The organism is Patescibacteria group bacterium, assembly GCA_028711655.1.
GTDB lineage: Bacteria > Patescibacteriota > Patescibacteriia > Patescibacteriales > JAQTRU01 > JAQTRU01.
On the sequence record JAQTRU010000033.1, the window covers coordinates 1 to 12,430 of the forward strand.

A 12,430-nucleotide genomic window follows, 5' to 3' on the forward strand; every position below is an offset into this window, starting at 1 on the left:
GGCGGCTTTAGCCGGGGTGGCGGGAGTGGCGGGAACAGCCGGGGTGGCGGGAGTGGCGGGAACAGCCGGGGTGGCGGGAGTGGCGGGAACAGCCGGGGTGGCGGGAGTGGCGGGAACAGCCGAGCCGCTTCCGCTGGTAGACATTATACAATAGGCGGCGGAGCCTGATCCAATAACCGAATAACCGTTTTCGCAAGTAGCGGCTCCGCAAGCAGAATTATAGGTTGTGGCGTAAGTTATATTGGTTGTGGTCAAGGTTAAAGTGTAAGTTCCCGAAGTTGTGGGAAAGGTGACATAGCTTGTCCCCGGAGTGGAATTTTTTGCGCAGGCGAGCGTGGCGGAACCGGAAGTGACGGAGATTGCTTTTACATTTGTATCACTGCAAGCTACTTTAAAGGCGGATCCGGGGTTGGTAACCGTAAAGGTTCCGGAATCAAAACTCCAGCTTTCTGCCGTAGATTCGTCAAGAATAGTTACGTCAATCGCGGTGTCGCCGAAAGTTACGCCCGTAACCGTGATGTCGCCATTGGCCGTGAAATCAGTGGTAGCGGCAAAAACAGGAGAAACCAACAAAAAGACCGCTAAGAATAAAACCAATTTAGGTGTTTTAGCCATAAATTTATTATAATTATTATAGTCGCCTTATTAAATTTAATGTTTTTGTTTATTTAATAACAACTAACCGACGTGGTGGCGAGAGCGCCGGTAACGGCGTTGTAGTAAATATAAACCTGGGTGGAAGCGTCCGGCGCGGTTACCCGCCAGCACATTTTTCCAAAATCAACGGTAGAAGTCGCGGAAACGTCCGAACCTATTCCCAGCATGGCCGAGGGCGTGGTTGAGCCGATTCCGATTGTTCCCAGGGTCATCAGATTTCCGGTTGCCCTGGCGACCTCAAAACTTTTTACAGCGTCGTCTTTCCTTAAATACAAGCTTGTCGGGTCAACGCGAAAATAGTAATTGTCAAGACTGGCAATTTTTTGGTTGTATAGGCCGAAGCGGTCGTGCTTTATGCGCGCATAGCCTCCCATGCCGTTGTCCATATCATCTCCATTTGTGTTTTTTCCATAAATAACTACGCCTTCTGACGCAACATTCTTGCCGGTATCGCCGTCGCTTGACCAAGCCCCCAGCCTTAAGACGCTGGAAGGCATATAATTCCATATTTGGTTTCGGCTGTTGGTATCTGTTGTTCCCAGCTCTATGTAAGATTTGAAAGTCCCGGTCCCGGCAAAATCGGAGTTTCCGGTAGAAGATGTGGCTGTAAAATATTCCGCCACCGCCGGCCCCGCCACTGAAAGTTTGGCGTAAGGAGAAGTCGTGCCGATGCCGACATTGCCGGAAAAATAGGAAAGGCCAGTGACTTCCAGGGAATTAGCGCCGTTGGCTATGGCGGCGGCGCCGATTAAAACCGTGTCCGTGGTAGTGGCGTTATAAATACCGTCGGAAATAATCTGCCAGGCCCCGACGCCCCCGCCGGTGCTGATGTCGTTTTGCCAGGTTAAATTTCCCGAACCGTCGGTTTTCAAAACTTGGCTGGTTGAACCGTCGGTCGAAGGCAAAGTGTAGGCGCCGATTTTCATCGCGCCATCAATTCTTGAATTTCCGTAAACGTCTAATTTATAAGCGGGAGAAGTCGTGCCGATACCGACATAATTGTTGTTGCTGTCAACGAAAAAGGTGTCCGTACCCACTGTCAGATTGCCGCCGGAGATGGTGGTGGTGGCAAGAGTGGAGCCGGAAGAAACAGCCAGGGTTCCGTCGGTGGAGATGTTTGTTCCGATAGTGGTGGCGCCGACGATTCCGGCCAGAATCAAAGTGGCGGCGAAAGAAGTAATTGTTATTTCCAAGGCTAGTTTGGATTTTGATTCAATAAATTTTTTCATATTTTTTAAATAAAATAAAGCTGGCCGTTTAAATTGGGCCAGCATTATTTAAAGTTAAAGAAAATATAAAATAATAGGGTTGATTTCCTAATTGGGAATCTTGAGAGAAATTTTTGCCATCCCTAACAAAAAAATTATTTTTATAAAAGCAAAAACGAAACATAAGGCATGGGGGTGGGAAGTATGTTAGTTAATAGTTGGTAATTAGTAATTAGCGGGAAACTATTCTCTCTTTTTCTTTTTTAGATTATACCATATTTTCATTATTTTTTACAAACATCAAGTTGTGGATAACTCAATTTTAAAAATAAAATAACAAAATAAAATAAAATTGTTCTAAAAAAAGTTTTTTATAGCTATTTTTAGAAATAAATAAAATACAGGGAGATAAATCCTGTATTTTATAATTTTTATGTTATTTCCCGCCTGCCGGCAGGCGGGCATTGTTTTTTATATTATTTTATTTTTATATTTTCAAGCTTATTTAAGCTATTTTTCCCACTTTTCTATATATTGCCCAAGGCCGTGTTCGTTTAATTTATTCATTAATTTTCTTTTAGAGTATGAGAAAGCTATCAGGGATTCCAAATTGATTAAATAGCGGTTGCCAATAATTTTATACCTTAAATGGCCGGACTTTATGGCCCGCCTGATGGTTTTTGTCTGCACTCCGCCCAATTTGGCCGCTTCAGAAACGGAAAGCCAGAGAGGATTTTTTATGTTTTTTTCTGTAAGGGGTGGATACTTATTGTTTTGATTCTTTTTTTCTGATTTTTTAATGTTTTCAACAAAGTCGGTTTTAATTGGCTGGACGCGTGTCTTATATTTTTTAAGCATTATTTCAAGACTTAAGTCTACATTCTTGTGGACTTAAATATATAATTAGCTAATATAAAACAATTTTTTATTTTTAGTCTACATTCTTGTGGACTTAAATTATATAAAATTAACCCAAAAATAATATTTTAGCAGTTTTGTAGAAGGTTAAGGGGGAGAAATTATCTTTTAAGTCTAAGGTACATTAGACTAAAGTCCATTTATTTTTTAATATCTTAACATAGTGTTAAAAAAAAGCAAGGGCAGTTCAAGAAAGCAAAAAAACAAGAAAACAAGGAAAAAAGAAATAGGAACATAGTAATCCCAAATTTCCTTTTTTGTTTTTGTGTTTTCGTGTTTTTGTGTCCTTTTGCCTTAATGAATTGCTTTCTTCAGCTAAATGTGTTAGGATTTAAGAAGCAAATAAGGGTGTTAATAGTTTAAAAAATGATATTTTTTGGGGCTAATACTAGCCTTTTTATTAATAGCAGGGGATTATTTTCCCTGATTTTTGAATTACTTTATAGAAATAATTTCTGCCGGGCTTAAACCATTTAATAATCCTTTAATCCGAATTCTTCCTGCGGGTCTAAACTTTCCTGCTATAATGCGAATGCCACGAATTATAAGTATTTGTAGCATTCGCATAGTTGCACAAATGTCTAAAAATCACTGTAATATTCGCATTAATGGTTCACCCCGCATAAAGTTTCACTTTTTTGCGGGGTTCACCAAAAGGTTTAAAAAGGAACGAACGTATTGAACTGTAATGTTTCCCTGTTTTTTACGTATAATTAATTAGTTCGCCAAGGCCGAAAACCCGGGCGGACATAAAGAGATAATGGACTTTAATAAAATCCAAAATACTTTAACTGAAAAAAGGCGGGAAAGGAAAATTCTGTCTGGCGTGAAAAAAAAGGACAAAGAGGCCTTTATAGAGGCTTATGATTTATACGTTGACCAGATATTCCGTTTTGTCTATTTCAAAGTGGGCAATAAAGAAGAGGCCAATGATTTGACTTCAATTGTTTTTCTAAAGGCCTGGAATTATATTCAGGACAGCAGCGTAGAGGATTCCAAAACTTTAAAGCCGTTAATCTACAAGATAGCCAGAAATTCGGTCATTGATTATTACCGAAAGAATTCCGGTTTTAACAAAGTCGCTCTGGAAAACAAAGAAGGCGAACAGATAGACATAAGGGATGAAAAGCAGGATCTTGCCAGACAGGCGGAAATAAATTCAGATTTCGGCCTGATTGAAAAAAAATTGCAAGAACTGAAAGACGAATATCGGGAAGTTATTATTTTGAGATTTATTGACGAGTTGAATATAAAGGAGATAGCGGCTATCCTTGATAAGCCGAAAAACAATGTGCGGGTGCTGATCCACCGCGCCTTGAAAGCTTTAAGAGAATTAACTGACAACTTAGATGGAAAATAACGAGCTGATAAAAAAATTAAATAGTTTGAAATCAATCGCTCCGGACAGGGAATGGAAAGAAAAGAACCGGGGAATTTTGTTTAGCCAGATTTCCGCCACGGCGGTTTCCGTTGCGGAAGAAAAGGGAGCGATGACAAAAGTTTTTGCTTTACCGTTCGGTTTTGCCAGGGCCGTGAAATTTTTTTCAGCCCCGGCCTGGGCGGTGTTTTTTGTTTGTTTGCTTATTGCCGGCGGCAGTATCTTTAGCGTAAAAGCCGCCCGTTTGACCAAGCCGGACAGTTCTTTGTATATAGCCAGGATCATCAGCGAGAAAGCGCAATTGGCAGTCACTTTTAACGAAGAGAAGAAAGCCAAATTGGGCTTCAATTTCGCCAATGACCATGCCAGAGACATAACCGCGGTTCTGGCCAAGACAGATTCAGGCGATGAAAGCGGGAAGTCCAAGACGGAAAAATTATCAGAGAATTTTAAAAAAGAAATGACAGTGGCCAAAACAAAGCTTAAGGAATTGGGGGTTCCGGAAGAGCCCAAAAAAGAAGAAGCGGCGGGAATAGAAGAAGTAAGAGTCTTTAGCGCCAATCTGGAAAAAGAAGAACAGGGCGTGCAAGTTTCCGGACCGCAGAAAAAGGAAGAAACGGCCATGGGAAGCAATCAGCCGGAAGCCGAGATAGTTAAAACAGGAGAAGAAGAAAAGGCGACAAACACGCCGGCGAAAGAAATTGGCGGTTATCCGGTTAATTTGGGAGACGCCCATAAAATGCTGGAAGAAGCCGAAGAGCTTTTTAACGAAAAAAACTATGACGGCGCCCTGAATAAATTGGAAGAAGCCGGCAATATTGTAAATAACATAAAACCGGAAGATAGGGGCGAGGTAAGGGGAGTAAGCGAAGGGGCGACCAGCACGCAAGAATATCAGCCAGAGGCTGACCAGCCCTTGGCTGGAAATAATATAAAAATAAAATAACAAAATAACAAAATAACAAAATAATATAAAAAATGGAGGGGGTAAATCAAAAACAGCATAGTTTTGAAGATATAAAAGCTTGGCAGTTAGCCAGAGATTTCAGGAGAAATATTTACAAAATTACAAAATTTTTTCCCAGAGAAGAGTTATATTGTTTGACATCGCAGATAAGAAGGGCGGTCATATCAATATCATCTAATATCGCAGAGGGTTATGGCCGGTATAATTTTCAGGAAAACATACAATTTTGCCGGATAGCGAGAGGTTCCCTTGTTGAGGTTTTAGACCAGCTATATGTTGCTCTAGACGAAGGCTATATAAATCAAGAAAAGTTTAATAACCTATATAAGGAGGGGAAGAATGTGGAAAGAGCCACTAATGGTTATATAGGGTTCTTAAAAGAGCAGCAATTAAAATACAGAAGGTAGGTTAGTTTTTTATATTATTTTATTTTTATATTATTTTATTTAACTAGTGTTGAATTGTTAATCCCGAGCATTCGGGATTGCCAAATCCACATTAGTGGAGACAAGTAGGCCTGGTAAAGGTCGAGTTCCGATCCCGAGCACTCGGGAGGGATAGGTTTGCTTAAATTAATAAATAAAAATTGCTTTTTAAATCAAAACTGTTCAGTAAATCAACAAATTTTACCCCGCACCTATACTCACTAAAATAGGGCGGGAGTAAATTTTCCCCATGTTAATTTACTCCGTGCCGTTTTCGCTTTTCTTTGGTAAGTATAGGTGCGGGGGACGGGATTCCGGTTGATTTGCCTTAAGTTTTATTTAGGAAGCGTGCATCCCGCACCTTTTAAGCATAAGTATTTATGTATTATGTTTACCTTTCCCCGCTATGGCAGAATCTCCCGATACAGGGGATTCTGCCCGCGGCGTAAAGTAAAATATATATCCGGCAGAATCCTCTGCGGAGAGATTCTGCCATAGCGTAATCAGAAGAAGCATAGAAATCGATAAAGATAAAAATGATACAAATGCTTAAAAGGTGCGGGAGAAAAAAAATTTATTATGAGTAGAATACGAAAAGTTTTTACTATCAGCGTCATGTTAGTTACCGTTCTGTCGATGAGCGTAGTGGTTGCTCCAGAAGCAAGCGCCGCCGCTTCAGCCGGTAGCTTAATCAAGATGGACGGGCTTTCTTCCGTTTATTACTTGGGAGCTGATGGTAAGAGATATGTTTTCCCTAATGAACAGACTTATTTTTCCTGGTATAGCGACTTTTCCAGCGTGGTGACTATTCCTCAAAGCGAGTTAGAGTCATATCCGTTGGGAGCCAACGTCACTATCAGACCGGGTACTAAATTAGTTAAGATCACAACCGACCCCAAGGTTTACGCCGTTGAACCGAGCGGGACCTTGAAATGGGTTCCGGACGAAGCTACGGCTGCCGCTCTTTACGGAGCTGAATGGGCCAAGCGCGTGGTTGACGTTTCTGACGCTTTCTTCACCAACTATACGGTGAGCGCTACGAATGTAAGTTCAACCGCTTACCCGACCGGCAGTTTGGTCAAGTTTGGAACCGAGGCTGATGTTTATTACATCAATGCCGATGGCACCGCCAGCAAAGTGGCGACCGAAGCCGCTTTCACGGCCAATCGCTTCAAATGGAGCGATGTCATCACTTCCACTTTGACTTTGCCGACTTTGGGGACCGAGATTGCCGCCGCTGACAGCGATTTAGTTGACACTTCCGAAGGCGGTGGAGCCGGAGTAGGAATTACTCCCGGCGCCGGAACCGGTTTGACTGTGGCTTTGGCTTCAGACAATCCGGCGTCCGTTACCACCCTGACCGAAACCGGCGCTGACGGCGCTCAAGCCATGATTCCGGTTTTGAAAGCCAACTTTACAGCGGCCGCTGACGGCGCGGTAAAAGTTACGACTTTGAAGTTTAAGAGAGCCGGAGTTCCTTCAGCCGATACGGATTTTGCCGAATTTTATCTCTATGACGGAGACACTTTATTGGCAAAATACAGTTCAATTTCCGAAGGCGTTTTAACCTTTACCAGCAGCGCCGGTTTGTTCACGGTTTCGGCCGGAACGACCAAGGCCATTACCTTAAAGGTTAACTTGGACAAAGACTCGGCCGCTTCCAGAGCTTATAACTTTTCCGTTTTAGCCGCGACTGATGTTACGACTGACGGCGCGGCGGTTTCCGGAAGCTTCCCGATGACCGGCAACACCATGTCCACTGCCACGGTTACTGATTTGGGTAAAATAACAATAGCCACCAGCGGCACTATGTCCAATCCGGATCCGGGAACAACCGGGCAGGAAATCTGGAAATTCACAGCCACTTCCGCTGATCAGAATATTTCCATTGAAAGATTGAAATTCACGATTATCGGCACAGTGGGCGTTACCGACCTAGCCAACTTCAAGTTGGATGTAGGCGGAGTCCAGATCGGCTCAACTGTCGCGGCTATGGCCTCTGACAAGACCATTACCTTTGACTTTGACACCCCTTACCAGATTAGCAAGGGCTTGCAAAAAACTATTTCCCTGAAAGCCGACATTGTAAGCGGAACCAGCCGGACTTATCGCCTTTATTTCTACAACAAGGAAGATATAATGGCCAAGGATTTGGGCTATGGTGTTTATCTCACTCCTAACCAAGCCGATACCTTTACCAAGGTTAGCTATGGTTCGGATCTTACCATCAACACCGGCAGTTTAACCGTTTCCAAGAATATTAATTCTCCGAGCGGCAACGTGGCCAAAGACGCCATTGGCGTGGAAATCGCCAAGTTTGACTTTACCGCGGTCGGCGAAGATATTAAGGTTGACAGCCTGTGGCCGTATGTTGATACCCAAACTACCGATGATGGCTTATACCAGCTTAAATTCTACGTTGACGGCTCCCAGATCGGCACGACTATTGATTTAGCTGAAAATGATGATACGGAAGTCGCCTGCGGCAATGCCTTTATTATCTCGGCCGGCACAACCAAGACCTTGGTTGTCAAGGCTACGATGAAAGATAGCTCCAATACTGATTTATTCGATACCGAAACCATTACCTTTAAATTAGGTTCTACCACCGGAACGACACCGCAAAGCAAATCCGTTGATTACACCAGACAATTGACCGGCACAACCGACACCAGCGGCGTTATCAGCGCTAATGTCCTTACTGTAAGGACCGGCGTTTTGACTTCGGCGGAAAACACTTCTTTCGGCGACCGATCATCCAGCAATCCGAACGGAGTTATCGGAGCGGCCGGTGTCAAAATAGCGTCTGTTACTTTGACTGCCGGAGCCGGCGAAGCCGTAACCGTCACCCAGGTATCTTTTGTTGATTACTCCACCACCACCTTAATGGGCGAGAATTTCCAGAATCTAAAAATAAAGAATTCCAGCGGCACCCAGCTAGGTTCCACGATCGGCAACCTTACCCAGTCTGGCGCTTCCGCGGTCGGCACCTATAATTTCAGCCCGAGTCCGGCGATCAATATCGCGGCCGGGGGGCAATATGTAGTTGATGTTTATGCTGATATTAAGAGCGGCGCGTCTGACCAAGCCCAAGATATTTTCGGTTTGAAATTCGCTTCCGTATCAGCTACCGGAGATGTCACTAGCGCTGACGCCAGCGAAAACCCGGCTGATTACGAATTGCAGACTATGTACATTGCCGCGGCCGGCAACCTGAACATTTCCGACGATGCCGATATGCCGGTTGCCCAGCAACTGGTAATGGGCGCCACGGATCAGGAAGTCGCGAGGTTCAAACTGGAAGCCAGCGCTTCCGAGGATATCAACATCACCCAGATGACGATATCCAACAGTGTAAGCTCTGCCGCTACCGGTACCCTGAAGAACATCAAGATTTACGACGCGGCTGATCCGTCCACTTCAATCGGCGGACCGGTTCAGCTTGACACCACCAATGCCACCACCACTTATGCCCATGCCACTTTTGGCGGAATCAATATAACGGTTCCGGCTGGAGGCAGCAAGACGATTATCGTCAAAGCGGACGTGGCTACGGCGGGCGATGGCGCGTCTTCCGCTTCCACCCACCAGTTTGGTATGCTGATAGAGAACGGTATTACCGCCACCGAAACCATAGTGGCCAAGGGTGTCCAATCAGGCGTGGTTTTGACCACTTCTGGCAATACCATTGACTACTACGCGACCAGCGATTCGACCACCGACGTTGACCAGACCTGCAACACCATGACGGTGTACAGGACTAAGATCTCCGCGGCTTGGGCCGGCGACACTCCGTCAGGATCCACAGTCGGCAGTTCTGCCCAGACAATCGCCAAGATTAACCTCACCAACTCGGCTAATGCCGGTAATTACACCGCCATTGTCAAGTATGTTAACCTGGCTTTGTCAACCACCATCTCCAACACCGCCAACAGGACCCTGACCATCTACAAAGACAGCACCAGCACTACCAATCTGGGAACCACGAACTGGTTAGCGACTGGCGATCAGAATTTCGGCGATACCGACATTACTGACGCCGGCATGACTGACGTGGAGATTGCCTCCGGAGCCACTAAGTTGTTTATCTTTACTTTGGATACAACCGATGGCAACGTGACAGGCGATTTCGCTTTGTCAGTCAATATGGCGGCCGGAGACGTTGTCTGGTATGACGGGGTATCAACCGTTACTACTGTCAACAGCCTGCCGTTGATTCCTAAGACCCTGACCTATTAATTGCTGAAACGATTGATATAGAAACCCCGCCTCTTGCGAGAGGCGGGGTTTTGTTTTTGGCAAATCCCCCTCGCCCCTGCCTGCCGGTAGGCAAGCCCTTTATCAAGGGGGAAAAAGGGGGTGGGGGGATTATAGCGCGTTTGATTTTAAAGGTTGATTATTGTATTATATAAATATGGCGAAATTGAAAAAAATAATAAAAATTTTTATCTATTTGGCGTTTATTCTGCCCTTGGTTTTTACCAGCCGGACCATGTATCCCTGGCATTTCGGCAAGACGGTTTTATTTCAGATTTTAGTGGAAATTCTTTTGGTTCTGGCGCTTGTTTATTTCGGGATGGGGGAAGAAAAAAAATTCAAAAAATTGGACCGGTTGGATTATCTGGTTTTGTTTTTTTTGGGCGCGCAAATTCTCTCCGCCGTTTTCGGGGTCAATTTCAACCGGAGTTTCTGGGGGTATCAGAGCCGGGCGCAGGGAGTTTTCACCTATCTCCATTTCGGGATTTTTTACCTTCTTCTGCGCCAATTTTTCACAACCAAAAAAGATTGGCAAAATCTGGGAATCTGGATTTTGATAATCAGCTTTATTTCGTCCCTTTTGGCCTGGTTCGGCGGGTATTTTTCTTTTTTGGACGGGGTTATTGTCAAGGGCGCGCGGCTTAGCGGCATGATCGGCAACCCCTTGTTTTTTGCCGGCTATCTGATTCTTCCGGCTTTTTTAGGGCTGGCCTTGTTTTTTTTGCTGGATGAAAATAATAAATGGCGCTGGCCGGTTCTGGCAATCGGAGTTTTAAATCTGATTGCTTTATTTTTTACCCAAATCAGGGGCGCTTTCATCGGTTTAATGGGAGGGATTTTCATAATTTGGCTGGCGTATTTATTTTTGGGCAAGGGCGGGAAAACAAAAAAGATGGTTGTTGCCGGCGGGATATTGTTTCTCGTCCTGTCCGTCGGCCTTTATGTTTTCAACCAAAAAAATCCTTATTTAAGGAATAATATTTCGATAGTAGCCAGATTATTGGACATAAACACCGCGGTCACAACCGCCAGCACCCGCCTGATGGCTTGGGAAATCGCTTTTAAGGGCTGGAAGGATAAACCTGTTTTCGGCTGGGGCGCGGAAAATTTTCAGGACGCCTTTGACAAACATTATAATCCGGAATTTTTGAAATATTCTTTGGGCGAAACTGTTTGGGATAAGCCGCACAGTTATCCCCTTGAAGTTTTGAGCACTATGGGCTTTTTGGGCTTTTTAAGCTATTTGGGAATTATCGCCACCCTGTTCTTATATCTGATAAAAATAACAATCAGCCGGGAGGAGGGGCGGGAAAAATTGGGCTTTATAATTTTAATCGGCGCGGCCGTCGCTTATTTAGTCCAAAACAGCTTTGGGATTGAGTCGGCCAATTCTTTGCAGCTTTGGTTTTGGCTTTTGGCTTTTGCCGGCTTTTATTTCGGTTCAACCCGGGCAGAAGCCGGTTATTGCGGCCACCGCGCTTTTTACAAAATAATCGGCTGGGCCGCTTTGGTTTTTATAATCATCACCCCTTTTTTCGTTTACAAAAATTATTCTTTTTTCAGGGCTTCGGTGCTGATGGGCGATGTTTCGGACGCGGCCGAAATCCAATCTTTATATTTATGGCGGACAAAAGCCCCGGAAGTTCTGGCGGCCGAAGCGCCGTTTTTATGGGAGCAGGCCATACTCCTTACGCAGGACCTGGGTAATTTTGACGGCAAGCAGATTCTGAACAAAGAAACTTTGGAACCGGTGGCTCTTTCCCTGGCTGATATTTTTGAAGACCAGATCGAGAAATATCCGACTTCTTATGTGGCGCGCTTCTGGGCCGGGCAATTGTACGGCTTTATGGGCGAATATATTGACAATAAATATTATCTCCGGTCGGAAGAAGTATTTAAGGAGGCCTGGGAAATTAATAAATCCAGGCAGAGCGTCCCCCTGATGCTGGCTAAAAATTATTTGATTGCCGGCCGGAACCGGGAAAGCATAGAAATCCTGGAAGAATTGGTTGCCGGCAACCCGGACTTTGAAGAACCGCGCTGGTTTTTGGGGCTGGCTTTGATGCAGGACGGGCAAAAAGAGAAGGGCCGGCAGGAACTTGAGAAAGGGAAAAATTTCGGCATGGGTTTCGGCAGGGGCAATATTTTGTACTTAATTGATGTTTACGCGGAGGTGGAGGATTATGAAAATATTATTTCTTTGTATGAGATTCTTATAGCCAAGGAGCCGAACAATCCCCAATATTACGCGAGCTTGGCCGTGGCTTATGCGGGCATCGGGGATGAGGAGAAAGTTGTCGTCAATCTAAGCAAAGCCGTGGAGTTGCAGCCGGAATTGGCTCCGGAAGCGGAAAAATTTTTTAGAGAGCAGGGGATAGATATTAATAAATATAAATAAAAATAAAATAAGATAATTGAAAAAATTATTTTATTACTTAATTTTATGGTCAAAAAAATTATTCTTTTTGTTTTGGCGGCTTTAATTATTGCCGCCGCCGGCTGGTATTTTTTTACCGGCGATAAAAAGCAGGCTGACCTGCAAAATTTAAAGGAGCAATACCCGAAGTTAGCGGCTTATATTGACGATGTGGTAAGCAGGCAGGAGAGCCTTAAGGAAAAT

The 12,430-nt window shown here is 44.4% G+C and carries 8 protein-coding genes; 5 read left to right on the top strand and 3 right to left on the bottom strand.

Annotated features, from left to right (window positions below; all coding sequences use genetic code 11):
• The 3 genes from PHQ42_04130 to PHQ42_04140 form a co-directional block, all read right to left on the bottom strand.
• Positions 1-615 (bottom strand): hypothetical protein (locus PHQ42_04130; protein MDD5071893.1); only part of this gene is annotated, 615 nt, incomplete at its 3' end.
• Between the two features lie 53 nt (positions 616-668).
• The gene (locus tag PHQ42_04135) at positions 669-1,886 is read right to left on the bottom strand and encodes a hypothetical protein (protein MDD5071894.1); all 1,218 of its coding nucleotides are present in this window, start codon (positions 1,884-1,886) and stop codon (positions 669-671) included.
• Between the two features lie 489 nt (positions 1,887-2,375).
• Positions 2,376-2,723: a helix-turn-helix domain-containing protein gene (locus PHQ42_04140; GenBank protein ID MDD5071895.1), complete on the bottom strand. Its 348-nt coding sequence runs from the start codon at positions 2,721-2,723 to the stop codon at positions 2,376-2,378.
• 820 nt (positions 2,724-3,543) lie between these two features.
• Here PHQ42_04140 and PHQ42_04145 point away from each other — a divergent pair.
• The 5 genes from PHQ42_04145 to PHQ42_04165 all read left to right on the top strand — a co-directional run bounded on the left by PHQ42_04145 (position 3,544) and on the right by PHQ42_04165 (position 12,208).
• Positions 3,544-4,143, top strand: a complete 600-nt coding sequence (locus PHQ42_04145; GenBank protein MDD5071896.1) for an RNA polymerase sigma factor — start codon at positions 3,544-3,546, stop codon at positions 4,141-4,143.
• Positions 4,133-5,107: a DUF5667 domain-containing protein gene (locus PHQ42_04150; GenBank protein MDD5071897.1), complete on the top strand. Its 975-nt coding sequence runs from the start codon at positions 4,133-4,135 to the stop codon at positions 5,105-5,107. Before PHQ42_04145 ends, PHQ42_04150 begins: the two co-directional genes overlap by 11 nt.
• A 32-nt stretch (positions 5,108-5,139) precedes the next feature.
• Positions 5,140-5,535, top strand: coding sequence for a four helix bundle protein (locus PHQ42_04155; GenBank protein MDD5071898.1), 396 nt, complete (start codon positions 5,140-5,142; stop codon positions 5,533-5,535).
• A 597-nt stretch (positions 5,536-6,132) separates the two neighbouring features.
• A complete protein-coding gene (locus PHQ42_04160) occupies positions 6,133-9,792 on the top strand; it encodes a hypothetical protein (GenBank protein ID MDD5071899.1) in 3,660 nt (1,219 codons plus the stop codon).
• A gap of 175 nt (positions 9,793-9,967) precedes the next feature.
• Complete coding sequence (locus PHQ42_04165) at positions 9,968-12,208, top strand: O-antigen ligase family protein (protein MDD5071900.1); 2,241 nt, start codon at positions 9,968-9,970, stop codon at positions 12,206-12,208.
• Positions 12,209-12,430: the final 222 nt, after the last annotated feature.